This window comes from Sphingomonas albertensis, assembly GCF_014358075.1.
Classification (GTDB): domain Bacteria; phylum Pseudomonadota; class Alphaproteobacteria; order Sphingomonadales; family Sphingomonadaceae; genus Sphingomonas; species Sphingomonas albertensis.
This window is the reverse complement of the sequence record NZ_JACONT010000004.1, coordinates 1-15,919: the sequence shown is the minus strand read 5'-3', so window position 1 is coordinate 15,919 and position 15,919 is coordinate 1. Positions and strand designations below refer to the sequence as shown.

Annotated in this window: 12 protein-coding genes; 8 read left to right on the top strand and 4 right to left on the bottom strand. The window is 69.0% G+C overall.

Features of this window, described 5'->3' with window-relative positions:
• Positions 1-56: 56 nt before the first annotated feature.
• Positions 57-2,180, bottom strand: coding sequence for an alpha-glucuronidase family glycosyl hydrolase (locus tag H8S47_RS02980; protein WP_187502447.1), 2,124 nt, complete (start codon positions 2,178-2,180; stop codon positions 57-59).
• Between the two features lie 166 nt (positions 2,181-2,346).
• On the opposite strand from H8S47_RS02980, the gene H8S47_RS02975 reads away from it, so the two are divergent.
• The 6 genes from H8S47_RS02975 (at position 2,347) to H8S47_RS02950 (ending at position 10,935) form a co-directional block, all read left to right on the top strand.
• Positions 2,347-4,716 (top strand): glycoside hydrolase family 3 N-terminal domain-containing protein, encoded by a 2,370-nt coding sequence (locus tag H8S47_RS02975; RefSeq protein WP_187502542.1) that lies wholly within the window; start codon positions 2,347-2,349, stop codon positions 4,714-4,716.
• A 10-nt stretch (positions 4,717-4,726) separates the two neighbouring features.
• Positions 4,727-5,938, top strand: a complete 1,212-nt coding sequence (gene manD, locus H8S47_RS02970; RefSeq protein WP_187502446.1) for a D-mannonate dehydratase ManD — start codon at positions 4,727-4,729, stop codon at positions 5,936-5,938.
• Positions 5,935-7,218 (top strand): MFS transporter, encoded by a 1,284-nt coding sequence (locus H8S47_RS02965; protein WP_187502445.1) that lies wholly within the window; start codon positions 5,935-5,937, stop codon positions 7,216-7,218. The genes manD and H8S47_RS02965 overlap by 4 nt, the downstream gene beginning before the upstream one ends.
• The gene (gene uxaC, locus H8S47_RS02960; RefSeq protein WP_187502444.1) at positions 7,215-8,627 is read left to right on the top strand and encodes a glucuronate isomerase; all 1,413 of its coding nucleotides are present in this window, start codon (positions 7,215-7,217) and stop codon (positions 8,625-8,627) included. The genes H8S47_RS02965 and uxaC overlap by 4 nt, the downstream gene beginning before the upstream one ends.
• Entirely contained in the window at positions 8,624-10,081 is a 1,458-nt protein-coding gene (locus tag H8S47_RS02955) for a mannitol dehydrogenase family protein (RefSeq protein ID WP_187502443.1), read from the top strand. Before uxaC ends, H8S47_RS02955 begins: the two co-directional genes overlap by 4 nt.
• 62 nt (positions 10,082-10,143) lie before the next feature.
• A complete protein-coding gene (locus tag H8S47_RS02950) occupies positions 10,144-10,935 on the top strand; it encodes a DUF72 domain-containing protein (protein ID WP_187502442.1) in 792 nt (263 codons plus the stop codon).
• 54 nt (positions 10,936-10,989) lie between these two features.
• On the opposite strand, the gene H8S47_RS02945 is transcribed toward H8S47_RS02950, so the two are convergent.
• The 3 genes from H8S47_RS02945 to hemC form a co-directional block, all read right to left on the bottom strand.
• Positions 10,990-11,154, bottom strand: coding sequence for a hypothetical protein (locus tag H8S47_RS02945; RefSeq protein ID WP_164913452.1), 165 nt, complete (start codon positions 11,152-11,154; stop codon positions 10,990-10,992).
• Between the two features lie 99 nt (positions 11,155-11,253).
• Positions 11,254-12,900, bottom strand: coding sequence for a uroporphyrinogen-III synthase (locus H8S47_RS18750; RefSeq protein ID WP_235982568.1), 1,647 nt, complete (start codon positions 12,898-12,900; stop codon positions 11,254-11,256).
• Between the two features lie 7 nt (positions 12,901-12,907).
• Positions 12,908-13,813, bottom strand: a complete 906-nt coding sequence (gene hemC / locus H8S47_RS02935) for a hydroxymethylbilane synthase (RefSeq protein WP_187502441.1) — start codon at positions 13,811-13,813, stop codon at positions 12,908-12,910.
• 61 nt (positions 13,814-13,874) lie between these two features.
• On the opposite strand from hemC, the gene tsaD reads away from it, so the two are divergent.
• Both tsaD and H8S47_RS02925 read left to right on the top strand, forming a co-directional pair.
• Entirely contained in the window at positions 13,875-14,903 is a 1,029-nt protein-coding gene (gene tsaD, locus H8S47_RS02930) for a tRNA (adenosine(37)-N6)-threonylcarbamoyltransferase complex transferase subunit TsaD (protein ID WP_187502440.1), read from the top strand.
• Between the two features lie 11 nt (positions 14,904-14,914).
• On the top strand, positions 14,915-15,892 hold the full coding sequence (locus H8S47_RS02925; RefSeq protein ID WP_187502541.1) for an NAD(P)H-dependent glycerol-3-phosphate dehydrogenase: 978 nt from the start codon (positions 14,915-14,917) through the stop codon (positions 15,890-15,892).
• Positions 15,893-15,919 lie beyond the last annotated feature (27 nt).

Sequence of the window (15,919 nt, the reverse complement as noted above, 5' to 3'; positions counted from 1 at the left end):
CCAACGGCCACCGTCTCATCATCGCGTCCTCATCCTCTTATCTAGTGTCAGCGCTTCTATTGTGGGTTGCCGGGCGCGTACGGAAAGTGCTGCGCCTTGTACCATGCCAGGTCATGCGCGGGGGCTGCGGCTCCCGCCGGCAACGGGCGTCCGTTGACCGACATCCAATAGGCCAGGCTCGCATCGCGCCACCACCGCGCTTCGCGCTCCTGCACCGCCAGATACGTCGCGGTCTTCGCCCAGCGCTCGGCATCGACTTGCGGCTTCAGCGCATCCCATCGCCGGCGCATGTCCGCGACATAGCCGACGCCAGAATCGTAATCATGGACCATCTCCGCCCATAAGGTCCGCCCCGATGCCATGCGCCGGTCCCAGGAGACGTGGTGGAACCACAGCAGGTCGCGCTCCGGCGTCGTCGCCGGATCGGCGAGCGTGCGGGCGAGGGCAGGGGCGTATTGCGCCACCGCGTTGCTACCCGTCTTGGTCCGGTCGAACCCGATCCCGGCCTTGTCGGCGCGGTGATAATAGACCGGGTTCCATTCGGGCCGCTTGAGATCGGCCACCCAAGGAGCCGGGCCGTAATGATGCCCCGTCGCCATGACGTGCGACAGGCCGAGCGGCGTCATGTAGTCGACCACCGCCTCGCGCGATCCCATCATCATCGCGACCACCGGATCGACGATCTTGGCAGAGGGGGCAAAGGTCATTGCCGCCCATTCGCGCGCGACCGGTGCGGCGCCGAGCGTCGGATCCCAGGCCATCCGCCCGAACGCATACCAGTTCGCCTGGTTGAACGTCGAGCCCGCCCAGTCGCGATCGCGGCCGATATTGGCGACCCCCGCCATGCCCGTCAGGGTGTGACCTTCGACCGACCCGTCGACGACGTCCGCGACGGTCTCGCCGGGCGTCCGCATCGTCTCGCTCGCCAGCGTCTCGGCGAACATCGGCCCGAGATAGGCGAGGTGCGTCGCGAAGCCGAGATACTCCTTGGTGATCTGGAATTCGATCATCAGCGGGGTCCTCGGCATCGCCCCGAACAGCGGGTGGAACGGCTCGCGCGGCTGGAAGTCGATCGCGCCGTTCTTGACCTGGACGATAACGTTCTTCGCGAAGGTCCCGTCGAGCGGCTTGAACTCAGTGTACGCCTGTTTGGCGCGGTCGTCCGGGTCGGTTTCCGCATAGACGAACGCGCGCCACATCACGATCCCGCCATGCGGCGCGACCGCAGCGGCGAGCATGTTGGCGCCGTCGGCGTGGCTGCGGTGATAATCGCGCGGGCCGGGCTGGCCCTCGCTGTTGGCCTTGACCAGGAAGCCGCCGAAATCGGGGATGCTGCGATAGATCTCGTCGGTCTTCGCCTTCCACCACGCCGCGACCTGCGGATCCAGCGGATCGGCGGTCTTCAGGCCACCGATCTCGATCGGGGCGGAGAAGCGCGCCGACAGATACACCTTGATCCCGTACGGCCGGAACACGTCGGCGAGCGCGGCGGCCTTGGCGATATACGGCGCGGTCAGGCTGTCGGCCTTCGCGTTGACGTTGTTGAGGACGGTGCCGTTGATCCCGATCGAAGCGTTGGCGCGCGCGTAATCAGTGTAGCGGGGGTCGCGGAAATCGGGGAGCGTCCACCAGTCCCAGAGCGATGCGCCAGCGTAGCCGCGCTCGACCACGCCATCCAGATTGTCCCAATGGTTCAGCACGCGCAGCTTCACGCGGGGGCTCGAGGTCAGGGCGATCCGGTCGATACTGCCGCCGGTCTGGAGGTGCCGCAGCAGCGCGAAGCTGCCGTACAGGACACCGCGATCGGTGTTCGCGGTGACGAGGAGTGTGCGGCGACCGCCGATCGTGACCTGTCCGACGCGGTATCCTTCGTCGCCGAGCGCGGCCAGCGGCAAGCGGAGTGCCGCGACGTCGCGATCGCTGGCGGTGGCCAGCAGGATCGGCGGCGGGCTCGTCCCGAACAGCACCGCGCCGTGCCGCAATTCTTCGGCCGCCACACGAAGCGTTGGCGTATCGCCGCGCGCTTCGACCGCCGGCACATTCCGCACAGGCGTCGCCGCGGGGGTGTGATAGCGCAGCCAGAGGTCGTAGCCGTCTTCGGCCTGTGCCGGTCCGGTCAAACCAATTACCGCGCCGAACAGCAGCGCGAACTTACCGATCCATCGGCCGAATTGCGTCATAATCCTCTCCCGCCGTTCCGCGCCACATTGACAGGATCGCGGATGATCAGCCATGTTATCGCTATCACGACGACGGCTTCGACAGCAATGCCGCGTTTCATAGTAGGAGATAATCGTGGCCGATACGGAGACAGCAGGGATCGTACCGCCCACGATGCCAGCCGCGATGCCGACCCGGCGCGACCTTTTCGGGTTGCTCGGCTCGGTCTCGATCGCGGGGCTTATTCCCGGCGTCGCGCAGGCCGCGGCGGCGGCCCCGATCTACCGTGATTCCCGCGCGCCGGTCGATCTCCGAGTCCGCGATCTGATGGCGCGGATGACGCTGGAGGAGAAAGTTGGCCAGACCATTTCGCTGTGGGCGACCAAGGCGGACGTGATGACTGTCGGCGGCCTGACGTTCGATCCTGCGCGGGCGACGGCGGCGTATCCGGCGGGCTTCGGCCAGGTGACGCGCCCGTCGGACCTGCGCGGCGGGCCATCGGTGGCGGCGGTGGCAGGCGGCACCGGTGCACGGTTCCGCGGCTCCGCCTCGACGATCGCGTTTGTCAACGCAGTCCAGCGCTGGGCGAAGGGCACGCGGCTCGGCATCCCCGTGATCTTCCACGAGGAATCGCTGCACGGCTATATGGCGCCAGATGCGACGATGTTCCCGCAGGCGATCGGCATGGCCGGTGCGTTCGACCGCGACCTGATGCGGCGCGCGCAGGTGATCATCGGTCGCGAAGTGCGCGCGCATGGCAGCCATCTCTCGCTGTCGCCAGTCGTCGACATCGCGCGCGATCCGCGCTGGGGCCGGATCGAGGAGACGTTCGGCGAGGACCCGTATCTGTGCGGAGAGATGGGCGTGGCCGCGGTCGAGGGCCTGCAGGGCGACAGCACCACCCTCGCGCCGGGGAAGGTCTTCGCCACGCTGAAACACATGACCGGCCACGGCCAGCCCCAGGCGGGCAACAATATCGGCCCGGCACCGATCGGCGAACGCGAACTGCGCGAGAGCTTCTTCCCGCCGTTCCGCGCGGTCGTGACGCGCACCGGGATCGGTGCTGTGATGCCGTCGTACAACGAGATCGACGGCGTGCCGAGCCATGCGAACCACTGGTTGCTAGGCGACGTGCTGCGCGGCGAATGGGGATTTTCGGGCGCGATCGTCAGCGATTACGGCGCGATCGAAGAGCTTGATACGATCCATCACATCGCGCCCAACGTGGCCGGTGCGGCGCGGCTGGCGCTGGAGGCGGGCGTGGACAGCGCGTTGCCGGACGGGATCGCGTTCCGCACATTGCCCGCGCAGGTGCGGGCGGGGACGGTGCCGATCGCGTCGGTCGACGCGGCGTGTGCGCGCATGCTCGCGCTCAAGTTCCGCGCAGGCCTGTTCGAGGAGTCGGCGGTCGATCCCCGCGCCGCCGCTCGCCTGACCGGTAATGCGGAAGCACGCGGCGTCGCGTTGGAGGCGGCCCGCAAATCGATGTGCCTGCTCACCAACGACGGCACGCTGCCGCTCGCGCCCAAGGGCAGGATCGCGGTGATCGGGCCCAATGCGGCGATCGCGCGGCTCGGCGGCTATTCCGCGCCGCCGCGCCAGACGGTGTCGCTGCTCGACGGCGTGCGCGCGCTGGTCGGCGGCGGCGCGACGATCGTCCATGCGCAGGGCGTGTTCATCACCCAGAGCGAGGACCGATCACAGGACGAGGTGCTGCTCGCCGATCCCGCCAGGAACCGCGCGCTGATCGCCGAAGCGGTCGAGGTCGCGCGCGGTTCGGACACGATCATCCTGGCGATCGGCGATACCGAGCAGACCAGCCGCGAGGGCTTCTCGGCGAACCACCTCGGTGATCGCACGACACTCGACCTGCTCGGCGAGCAGAACGCGCTGTTCGACGCGCTGCATGCGCTGGGCAAGCCGATCGTCATCGCCGCGATCAACGGCCGTCCGCCGAGCTGGCCGGGCGTGATCGCGAAGGCGAACGCGGTGCTCGAATGCTGGTATCCGGGGCAGGAGGGCGGCACCGCGATGGCCGAGGCGCTGTTCGGGCGGATCAATCCGGGCGCAAAACTGCCCGTGACGGTGGTCCGCGAGGTCGGGCAGGTGCCGTTCTACTACAACCGCAAGCCCTCGACGCAGCGCGGCTATCTGTTCGCGGAGACGGCACCGCTGTTCCCGTTCGGCCACGGCCTCAGCTACACGCGCTTCGAGGTCAGCGCACCGCGGCTGTCGGCGGCGAAGATCGGCATCGCCGGCAGCGTCGGGGTCGAGGTCGACGTCGCCAATATCGGGCAACGTGCCGGCGACGAGGTCGTGCAGGTCTACGTCCGCGACCAGGTATCGTCGGTCGCGCGCCCGGTGATGGAATTGAAGGGCTTCGAACGCGTGACGCTGGCGCCCGGCGAGCGGCGGACTTTGCGCTTCACGCTCGGCCCCGACGCGTTCGCTTTGTGGGACGTCGACATGCGCGAGGTCGTCGAGCCCGGCCTGTTCACGATCATGGCCGGCCCGAGTTCGGCACAGCTGAAATCCGCCATCCTCGAAATCGCCTGAAGGATCCGCGATGCCCAAGATCGTCTCCGCCCGCGTCATCGTCACCTGTCCGGGGCGCAATTTCGTCACGCTGAAGATCGAATGCGACGACGGCACCACCGGGCTTGGCGACGCGACGCTCAACGGTCGCGAGTTGAGCGTCGCGAGCTACCTGACCGATCATGTCGTGCCGTGCCTGATCGGCCGCGATGCGCACCGGATCGAGGACGTCTGGCAGTATCTCTACAAGGGCGCGTATTGGCGGCGTGGTCCTGTGACGATGGCGGCGATCGCCGCGGTCGACACGGCGCTCTGGGACATCAAGGGCAAGCTCGCCGGCATGCCGGTGTACCAGTTGCTCGGCGGCGCGGCGCGCGATGCGTGCATGGTCTATGCGCACGCCAACGGCACCACGATCGAGGACACGATCGGGGTCGCCAAGGCCGAGCAGGCGAAGGGCTATAAGGCGATCCGGCTGCAATGCGGCGTGCCGGGGCTCGCCTCGACCTACGGCGTGGCCAAGCATGGCGCGCGCTACGAACCCGCCGATGCCGACCTGCCGAGCGAGAGCGTGTGGTCGACCGAGAAATACCTCCGCGTCGTCCCCGAACTGTTCAAGGCGGCGCGCGAGGCGATGGGCTGGGACGTCCATTTGCTCCACGACATCCACCACCGCCTCACCCCGATCGAGGCGGGGCGGCTCGGCAAGGCGCTCGAGCCGTATAACCTCTTCTGGATCGAGGACCCGACGCCGGCCGAGAACCAGGAGGCGTTCAAGCTGATCCGCCACCACACCACGACGCCGATCGCGGTCGGTGAGGTGTTCAATTCGATCTGGGATGCGAAGGACCTGATCCAGAACCAGCTGATCGACTATATCCGCGCGACCGTCGTGCACGCGGGCGGCATCACGCACCTGCGCCGGATCGCGTCGCTCGCGGACCTGTATCAGATCCGTACCGGCTGTCACGGCGCGACCGACCTGTCGCCGGTGGCGATGGCCGCGGCGCTGCATTTCGGGCTGTCGGTGCCCAATTTCGGCGTGCAGGAGCATATGCCGCACACCGACGAGACCGACGCGGTCTTCCCGCACGCGTATAGCTTCGACGAGGGCATGATGCATCCGGGCGAGGCACCGGGGCTCGGCGTCGACATCGACGAGGATCTCGCCGCGACGTATGAGTATAAGCGCGCCTATCTCCCGGTCGCGCGTCTCGAGGATGGCACGCTGTGCAACTGGTGAACGGAGCCACCGTCGCGATCGAGAAGCCGCGCGGGAAAGTGCGGTGGATCGTCTGCGCGCTGCTCTTCGCCGCCGTCGCGCTGAGCTATATCGACCGGCTCGTGCTGCCGGTGCTCAAACCCGAACTCCAGGCGCGCTATAACTGGAGCGAGCAGGGCTATGCCGATCTCGCGATCGCGTTCCAGGCGGCGTACGGCATCGCCTATGTCCTGTTCGGGCGGTTCGTCGACCGGGTCGGCGCCAAGATCGGCTATGCGGTCGCGGTGACGCTATGGACGATCGGTCATGTCGCGCATGCGCTGTTCACCAGCGCCGGCATGATGATCTTCGCGCGAATCCCGCTCGCGATCGGCGAGGCCGGGGCGTTCCCCGCCGCACTTGCCGCGGCAAACGAATGGTTCCCGCAACGCGAGCGTGCGCTGGCGATCGGCATCTTCAACGCGGGCTCGAACGTCGGCGCGATCCTCACGCCGTTGATCGTGCCGGTGATCGCGGTGACGTTCGGCTGGCGGATGGCGTTCATCGCGACCGGCGCGCTGACCGTGCTCTGGCTGGTCGCCTGGCTCGCCTTCTACCGATCGCCGCGCAAGCATCCGCGCGTCACGCCTGAGGAACTGGCCTGGATCGAGGCCGACCCCGTCCCCGCCGCCAAGCCGGTCCGCTGGCGCACGCTGCTGCGCCTGCGCCAGACCTGGGCGTACATGCTCGGCCGGTTCCTGATCGATCCGGTGTGGTGGACCTTCCTGTTCTGGCTGCCCGATTTCTTCAACCGGCAATACGGCGTGAAGATGCTCGATTTCGGGCCGCCACTGGTCGCGGTGTATGTGCTGGCCGATGTCGGATCGGTCGCGGGCGGCTGGTTCTCGTCGCGGCTGCTGGCACGCGGCCAGACGCCGAACCGCGCGCGAAAGACCGCGTTGTTCGCCTGCGCGCTGTTCGCGCTGCCGATCATCTTCGCCGCGCAGGCCCCCGGCCTCTGGTGGGCGGTCGCGGCGATCGGCTTGGCGTGCGCGTGTCACCAAGGCTTCTCCGCCAACGTGTACGCGATCCCCGGTGACCTGTTTCCGCGCGGCATGGGCGGATCGGTGATCGGTCTCGGCGGGCTGGCGGGGGCGTTCGGCGGCATGCTGATGGCCAAGTTCGCAGGCACCATCCTCGCCGGCGTCGGCAGTTATGGACCGATCTTCGTGGTCGCCGGATGCGCCTATTTCGTCGCGTTGCTGGTTATCCACCTGCTCGTCCCGCACTATACCCCCGTCGATCCGGAACGCCTCGCATGACCCATCCGCTACGCCTTCACCCCGATCGCCTGTTCCCCAGCGACGGCCGCACCCGCGACATCGCGCGCGCGCTGCATGCGGGCGTGAAGGACCTGCCGATCGTCAGTCCGCACGGCCATACCGATCCGGCATGGTTCGCCCGGAACGAGGCGTTCAGCGATCCCGCCTCGCTGCTGATCGTCCCCGACCACTATGTGTTCCGGATGCTCTACAGCCAGGGCGTGCCGCTCGACGCGCTCGGCGTACCGACGGTCGACGGCAGCATCACCGAAACCGATCCAAGGAAAATCTGGCGCATCTTCGCGGAGAACTACCATCTGTTTCGCGGCACGCCGTCGCGGATGTGGCTCGACTGGGTGTTCGCCGAGGCGTTCGGGATCGACGTCCGCCTCGAACCCGCGACCGCCGACCTGTATTACGACACGATCGACGCCGCGCTGAAGACACCCGAATTTCGCCCGCGCGCGCTGTTCGACCGGTTCGGCATCGAACTGATCGCGACCACCGAAAGCCCGCTCGACCCGCTCGAACACCATGCCGCGATCCGCGGAAGCGACTGGAACGGCCGCGTCGTCACCGCCTATCGCCCCGATCCCGTCGTCGATCCGGAAACGCCGGGCTTCGCCGCCAACGTCCGCCGCTTCGGCGAGACTGCGAACGAAGACGTCGGCAGCTATGCCGGCTATCTCGCCGCGCACCGCTTCCACCGCGCCCGCTTCCGTGATGCCGGTGCCACCTCGACCGATCATGGCCACCTATCGGCGGCGACCGCGGACCTGACACCCGCCGAAGCCGAGGCGCTCTACGCCCGCGTTATGGCCCAACCGACCGCCGCGGAGTCCGAACTCTTCCACGCACAGATGCTGACCGAGATGGCGGCGATGTCGGTCGAGGACGGCATGGTGATGCAGCTCCACCCCGCCGTATCGCGCAGCCACAATGCCTCGGTGCTGGCACGCTTCGGTCGCGACAAGGGCGGCGACATCCCGCTGCCCGGCGAGTTCGTCCGCGCGCTGAAGCCACTGCTCGACCGGTTCGGCAACGATCCCCGCCTGACCCTGATCCTCTTCACCCTAGACGAGGACACCTACTCTCGCGAACTCGCCCCGCTCGCCGGCCATTATCCGGCGCTGAAGCTCGGCCCGCCCTGGTGGTTCCACGACAGCCCGGAGGGCATGCGCCGCTTCCGCGAACGCGCGACCGAGACCGCCGGATTCTACAACACGGTCGGCTTCAACGACGACACGCGCGCCTTCCTCTCGATCCCCGCGCGGCACGACGTCGCGCGGCGTATGGACTGCGCCTTCCTCGCCAAGCTCGTCGCCGAACACCGGCTCGAAGAAGACGAAGCACACGAGGTCGCCCGCGCGCTCGCCTATGACTTGGTCAAGCAGGCGTACCGTCTGTGAGGCTGTCGACCGCCACGCTCGACCGGCTACCCGCCGCCGTCGCGCGGCCAACCTACGACCGGTCGCGCGTCAAGCGCGGCGTGGTGCATCTCGGCATCGGCGCATTCCACCGCGCGCATCAGGCGGCAGTGTTCGAACAGGCGCTGGCGGCGGGCGATCTGCGCTGGGGCATCACCGGCGTATCGCTGCGATCCGCGGGCGTCCGCGACCAGTTGGCGCCGCAGGACGGGCTCTACACGCTCGTCGTCCGTGACGGCGAGGGCGAGCGGTTGCAGGTCGTCGGCGCGGTCATGGCCATGCTCGTCGCGCCCGAGGATCCGGCCGCGGTGGTTGCCGCGCTCGCGTCGGCGGACACGCATATCGTCACGCTGACGATCACCGAAAAAGGCTACAAGCTCGACCGCGCGACGGGCAGATTGCAGGCCGGCGATGCCGATGTTGCGCACGATCTGGCCTCGCTCGACGCGCCGCGGACCGCACCCGGGTTTCTCGTCGCCGGGCTCGCGGCGCGCCATGCGGCGGGCACCGGTCCGCTGACGATCCTCTCGTGCGACAACCTGCCGCACAACGGCACGCTGCTGCGCGATGCGGTACTGGCGATGGCGGCGGCACACGATGCGGACCTGCGCGACTGGATCGCTGCCACCGTGACGTTCCCGCAGACGATGGTCGACCGGATCGTGCCCGCGACCACACCCGCCGATATCGCCGCACTGGCGAATACGCTGGGGGTCGAGGATCACGCGATGGTGAAGGCGGAGCCGTTCACCCAGTGGGTGATCGAGGATCGCTTCGCCGGCGAACGCCCCGATCTGGCGGCGTTCGGCGTGCAACTGACCGACGCGGTTGCGCCATGGGAAGACGCGAAGCTGCGGCTGCTCAACGGCGCGCACTCGGCGATCGCCTATCTCGGCGGGCTCGCCGGGCTCGACTTCGTCCACGAAGTCGTCGCGCAGCCCGCGGCGCGCGCTTTCGTCGAAGCGCTGTGGGACGAGAGCGCGACGACGCTCGATCCCCCCGCCGCGCTCGACATCGCGCATTACCGGGCGGCATTGATGGCACGTTTCGCCAACCCCGCGCTCCAGCATCGCACCCGCCAGATCGCGATGGACGGCTCGCAGAAACTTCCGCAGCGCCTGCTCGCTCCGATCGCGGAACGGCGCGCGAAGCGGCAGTCGGTCGATGCGCTGGCCCTGGCCGTCGCGGCCTGGATGCGCTGGCAGTCGGGGGTGACCGATGCGGGCGAGATGTTCGCGATCGACGACCCGATCGCCGACCGGCTCGGTGCAGCGGTGTCCGGCGCGACGACATCGACCGAGCGCGTCGACGCGTTGCTCGGCCTGCTCGCGTTTCGCCCCGATCCGGATCTGCGTAGCGTGCTGGTCGCCAATCTCGACCGGCTCGAACGCAGGGGCGCGGTGGCCGCGCTCGCATCGTTCGGCGAAACCGCTTGATGCGCGGCTGAGCACGCATACGCCATCGCCAACCCGGTCCCGACGGCGCTACACTCGCCGGCATGACGATCAGAATCGGTATTGGCGGCTGGACCTACGAGCCGTGGCGCGGGACCTTCTATCCCGAGAAATGGCCGCAGAAGCGCGAGCTGGACTATGCCGCCGAACGCGTCACCGCGATCGAGATCAACGGCACCTATTACGGCAGCCAGAAACCCGCGACCTTCGCGTCCTGGGCCAAGGCGGTCCCCGACGGCTTCGTCTTCGCGTTGAAGGCCTCGCGCTACTGCACCAACCGGAAGGTGCTGGCCGACGCGGGGGAGTCGATCGCGAAGTTCACCGAGCAGGGGATCGTCGAATTGGGCGACCGGCTCGGGCCGATCCTGTGGCAGTTCATGGCGACCAAGAAGTTCGACGCCGACGACTTCGCCGCGTTTCTGAAACTGCTGCCCGCCAAGCAGGACGGCCTGGCGCTGCGCCACGCCATCCAGGTCCGGCACGAGAGTTTCGCGGTGCCCGAATTCGTCGCGATGTGCCGCGCGGCGGGCGTCGCGATCGTGTTCGCGCAGTCCGCCGAATATCCCGCGATCGCCAACGTCACCGGCGATTTCGTCTATGCCCGGCTGGAGGATGCCGAGGAGCGTTTCGTCGCCGGCTACGCCCCGACCGCGCTCGACGACTGGGCCGCCAAGGCGAAGGCCTGGGCGGCGGGCGGGCGGCCGGACGGGTTGCCCTATGTCGAGGACACCGCCCCGGCGAAGACCCCCCGCGAGACGTTCGTCTTCTTCATCAACGGCGCCAAGGTCCGCGCGCCCCATGCGGCGATGGCGCTGATCGAGCGTGTAGCCGGTTGACTTGGTCCGGTCGGCAGCGAGCACGTCGTCGCGCCTGCTCCCGGCGATATCGCGCTAGAGTCTTCCCAGCAGGATCACGGCGATCTGTTCCCTGTACAGTGCTGCAAGGCTGAGATGCATCTCCATCACCTGCGCGGTGAGCGCCAGGGTGGCGAGCTGGATATGGCGCCCATGCCAGAGTTCTAGGTCTTTGGGACTGCGGGGCATGACCGGGTTCATGGGCGCAGGTTGGGCTCGGCGGGTTAATCTCGTGCTAGCAAGTCGCCAGCAATGATAACAACTTAGATCAACACCACACCCGAAACGACGTTTGCCCGCTTATATGCCGGCGGCGCCCTCGTCCGGCGTCGTCGTTTCCACGACCGGCGGCGGGATAACCACGGGCGCCGGTTGCGGCTGGCCCGCCTGGCCGATCAGTGCGGTGTTCTCGATCACGTCGAGCGCCTGGCGTGCGGTGACGTAGCGCCGCGCGGCGTCCATCCAGTTGCTGGCCTGCGCCGCACCCGGCAAGCGCGCGACCTCGGCCCGTGCCGCCTCGACCTGGCCCGCTTCGAGGAGCCGGCGCACGCGCGCGAGGCGGTCGGCGGGCATCGGGGAGGGCGTGCCTGCCTTGCGCAGTACCACCAGCGAATCGATCTGGTGCTGGATCGTGTCGAGCCAGCCTTCGCCGGTCGAGGTCGTGATGTCGGGTGCGATCGTGTCGAGGCCCTGGCGCAAATCCTCCAGCGTGACCGGCTGGCGCGCGGCCTGGATCAGCAGCATCGTCGCGCGCGGCTGGGCCTGGCCGAAGCGCAGCCGTAACTGCTCCTCGAGATAGCCGAGCCCGACCCCGCGATCGAGCGCACGGCGGGCGGCAAACGCAACCATCAGCCCTTCCGCACGCGTCGCCTGTCCGCCGGCCGCACTGGCATCCGTCGTGATCGCCGCGGTGCGCGCCTCGAGCGCGGCCAATTGCGCCGCCAGCGTTGCCTCGCGCGTCGCCAGCACCGCGGTATCCACCGGCGCGGCCGCCTGCGGCTCGCCGTCGGGGCCCAGCGGCTGCGACGGGATGTAGCCGGTCGCGGACGACGAAGCCTTTTGCTGCGCCGTCGTCGCGGCGGTGGTGGAACGGGTGAAACCAAACCACGGCACGGTCTTCGCCGCATACGCCATCAGCGCGAGGCCGGCGATGAACGCAAGGCCCACCAGCGCAAGGATGACACCCATTCTGGGTCCGCGTGCCCGTGGGCGATCGGTCGGCACGTAGTCGCTCATGGCGTGCTTATCCCCGCCGCGCGCGCGCTGGTCAATCGCGCGTGTGTTCGCGGACGCAGCGGCCATCGCGACGACCGCCGAATCGCTCGGTTCCGGCGCGATCGCGATGCTAGCCCAGCCCGTCCCGGCCGCGTCGCCGACCGCCCGGCTGATCGCGACCAGCGCGATGCTGGAGCGATCCACGCCCGCCCCGTCGACCAGCTCGGCCAGCCGCGTGGCGGCGCGCGCGGAATGCACCAGGACCAGCGCATCCTCGAACGAACGCGCGACGTCCGCCGGCACCGGTACGGCCTCGTTCGCATAGACGGTGAGCGCCTCGACGCCGTCCTCGGTCGGCGCCCGCTCGCGCCCGGCGAGGTGCAGCAACCGCGCGAAACCCCGGTCCCGCGCCTCGGCCACCACCGCGCGCGCATCCTCGGCGCCCGTCACCGCGACCGCGAACCCGGCCTCGCTCGCCGCCGCCGCCGTCGCCGCGCCGACCGCGACGACCGGCAACCGCCTGAACAGGTCCAGCCCCGCGCCACCATGCCGCACCGCGTTCGCGCTCGTGAGCAACAGCCCGTCGAACCCGGTCGGATTGGGCGGCGTCCAATAGACCGGCACTACCGCGAACAACGGAACCTGCCGCACGTCCAGCGCGCGCGCGCGCAAGACGTCGGCGGTGCGCGTGTTGCCCGGTTCCGGTCGCAGCACCACGACCATGCGGGTCATCGGGGCTTCATGCGGAGAACAGCCGCCTGACGCTGGCCGGCGCGCGTGCGAGCAGATCCTCCGCGAGCGCCGTCCCGAGATCGTCGTCGACCGTCCCCTCGATCGATCCCGCGACGTCGCACGCGCCATCCTCGGCGATCAGCTCGGCGCGCAACGTCAGTGTCTCGCCCGCCAGCGAGGCCAGCGCCGCGACCGGCGAATGGCAATCCGCCCCCAGCCGCGCGAGCAGCGCGCGCTCGGTCAGCACGCACGCACTTGTATCATGGTGGTCGATCGCCGCGACGATCTCGCCCGCCGCGCTCCCGGCGAGCACCTCGACGCCGACCGCACCTTGGGCAGGCGCCGGCAGCATCACATCGGTCGGGATCGCATGGCCGTCGTCGCGCCCCAGCCGGTCGAGCCCCGCCGCCGCCAGCAAGGTCGCGTCCATCTCGCCGCTCGCCACCCGGCCGAGCCGCGTGTCGACATTGCCGCGGATCAGCACGATTTCCAGGTCGGGGCGCAGCCGCAGCATCTGCGCGCGCCGGCGCGGCGAACTCGTGCCGACAACCGCGCCCGGTCGCAGGTCGGCGAGCGTCTCCGCGCCGATCAGCCGATCGCGCACGTCGGCGCGCGGCAGCATCGCCGCGATCTTCAGCGTCGCGGGCCGGATCGTCTCGACGTCCTTCATCGAATGCACCGCGCAATCGATGTCGCTATCATGCAGCGCGCGATCGAGCTCCTTGGTCCACAGCGCCTTGCCGCCGATCTCGGCGAGCGCGCGATCCTGCACGCGGTCGCCGGTGGTGCGGATCACGACGATCTCGACCGCGTCGTCGGACCAGCCATGCGCCGCGCACAGTGCATCGCGCACCATGCCCGCCTGGGTGAGCGCCAGCGGCGAACCGCGCGTACCGAGCCGAAAACGAGTCATCCTGCGCGCCATGCAGAAAGGGCGGGGCTTCGACAAGCTTCGCACACCCATATACAGGTGTATGATGATCATCCTCGGTATCGAATCCTCCTGCGACGAAACCGCCGCCGCGCTCGTCACCGGCGACCGGCAGGTCCTTGCGCACCGCTTGCTCGGGCAAGAGGCGGCACACGCCCCGTTCGGCGGCGTCGTCCCCGAAATCGCCGCGCGCGCGCATGTCGAGGCGCTGGAGCCGCTCATCGTCGCGGCCCTCGCCGATGCGAAGCTGACGCTCGCCGACGTCGATGCGATCGCCGCGACCGCCGGGCCGGGGCTGATCGGTGGCGTCATGGTCGGGCTGGTCACCGGCAAGGCGCTCGCGCATGCCGCAGGGAAGCCGCTGATCGCGGTGAACCATCTCGAAGGCCACGCGCTCTCGCCGCGGCTGTCCGATCCCGATCTCGAATTTCCGTACCTGCTGTTGCTGGTATCGGGCGGCCATTGCCAGTTGCTGCTGGTCGAGGGCGTCGGCGCGTACCGGCGGCTGGCGACGACGATCGACGACGCGGCAGGCGAGGCTTTCGACAAGACCGCCAAGCTTTTGGGACTAGGCTTCCCCGGCGGCCCAGCGGTCGAACGCGCCGCCGCGCTCGGCAATCCAAAGGCGGTCCCGCTGCCACGCCCGCTCAAAGGCTCGGCAGAACCGCATTTCTCGTTCGCCGGGCTCAAGAGCGCGGTCGCGCGCGTCGTCGGCCAGTATTCGCCCGAGGACCTCGCCGCCTCGTTCCAGGCCGCGGTTGTCGACTGCCTGATCGACCGCACGACCAAGGCACTGCGCACCGCGCATGGCGCCACCGCGCTCGTCGTCGCCGGCGGTGTCGCCGCGAACACTTCAGTCCGTGGCGCGTTGCAGACGCTCGCCAGCGCCCACGGCCTCCGCTTCGTCGCGCCGCCTTTGTGGCTCTGCACCGACAACGCCGCGATGATCGCCTGGGCGGGCGCCGAGCGCTTCGCCGCCGGGCTCACCGATCCGCTCGACGTCGCCGCGCGCCCGCGCTGGCCGCTCGATCCGAACGCCGAAGCGGTGCGTGGCGCAGGGGTGAAGGCATGAAGATCCCCGCTATGAAAATAGGCGTCATCGGCGGCGGCGCCTGGGGCACCGCACTCGCACAGGTCGCCGCGCACGAAGGCCGCGACGTCATCCTCTGGGCGCGTGAAACCGCGGTCGTCGCCTCAATCAACGCGCATCACGAGAACGCGCTGTTTCTCGCTGGCGTAGCGCTCTCCCCGACGATCCGCGCCACCGAGGATCTCGCCGCGCTGGCGGACATGGATGCGATTCTCGTCGTCGCGCCCGCCCAGCATGTCGGCAGCGTCCTCGCCGCATCCCCGATCGGCCGCATCCCCCTTGTCCTGTGCGCCAAGGGCATCGAGGCCGGCAGCAAGCGCCTCGTCGGCGAAGTCGCGCGCGCCGTCCACCCGAACGCGCCGATCGCCGTGCTCTCCGGACCGACGTTTGCATACGAAGTCGCCGCCGGCTTGCCCACCGCCGTGACGCTCGCCTGCGAGGATGCCGATCTCGGCGAACGCCTCGCCGCGCGGTTGGCAGCGCGCCATTTCCGTACCTACGCGTCGACCGACGTCGCCGGCGCCGAGATCGGCGGCGCGGTGAAGAACGTCCTCGCGATCGGCTGCGGCGTCGTGGAGGGCGCAGGGCTAGGCCAGAACGCCCGCGCCGCGTTGATCGCCAGAGGGTTCGCCGAAATGACCCGCTTCGGCCTGGCCCGGGGCGCCCGCGCGGAAACGCTCGCCGGGCTGTCGGGGCTCGGCGACCTCGTCCTCACCTGCTCCTCGACCAGCTCCCGTAATTTCTCGCTCGGCGTCGGTCTGGGAAGAGGCGATTCCGCCGCCGCGCTCCTTTCTGACCGCCGCACGGTAGCAGAAGGCGCCTTCACTGCCCCCGTCCTCCGCGAAGCCGCCCGCGATGCCGGCGTAGACATGCCCATCACCGAAGCCGTCTGCCGCCTGTTGGAAGGTGCCCCGGTAGGCGACGTAATCGGCGACCTGCTCGCCAGGCCACTCAAGGGGGAGGCGGGCTAACCCTAACACTGTTTCCCCGCGAAGGCG

Coding starts and splice junctions, on each gene's coding strand:
- H8S47_RS02980 (WP_187502447.1), bottom strand. CDS start 2,180: ATGACGCAATTCGGCCGATGGATCGGTAAGTTCGCGCTGCTGTTCGGC.
- H8S47_RS02950 (WP_187502442.1), top strand. CDS start 10,144: ATGACGATCAGAATCGGTATTGGCGGCTGGACCTACGAGCCGTGGCGC.
- H8S47_RS02925 (WP_187502541.1), top strand. CDS start 14,915: ATGAAAATAGGCGTCATCGGCGGCGGCGCCTGGGGCACCGCACTCGCA.
- H8S47_RS02945 (WP_164913452.1), bottom strand. CDS start 11,154: ATGAACCCGGTCATGCCCCGCAGTCCCAAAGACCTAGAACTCTGGCAT.
- tsaD (WP_187502440.1), top strand. CDS start 13,875: ATGATGATCATCCTCGGTATCGAATCCTCCTGCGACGAAACCGCCGCC.
- H8S47_RS18750 (WP_235982568.1), bottom strand. CDS start 12,900: ATGACCCGCATGGTCGTGGTGCTGCGACCGGAACCGGGCAACACGCGC.
- H8S47_RS02975 (WP_187502542.1), top strand. CDS start 2,347: ATGCCGACCCGGCGCGACCTTTTCGGGTTGCTCGGCTCGGTCTCGATC.
- hemC (WP_187502441.1), bottom strand. CDS start 13,813: ATGACTCGTTTTCGGCTCGGTACGCGCGGTTCGCCGCTGGCGCTCACC.
- uxaC (WP_187502444.1), top strand. CDS start 7,215: ATGACCCATCCGCTACGCCTTCACCCCGATCGCCTGTTCCCCAGCGAC.
- manD (WP_187502446.1), top strand. CDS start 4,727: ATGCCCAAGATCGTCTCCGCCCGCGTCATCGTCACCTGTCCGGGGCGC.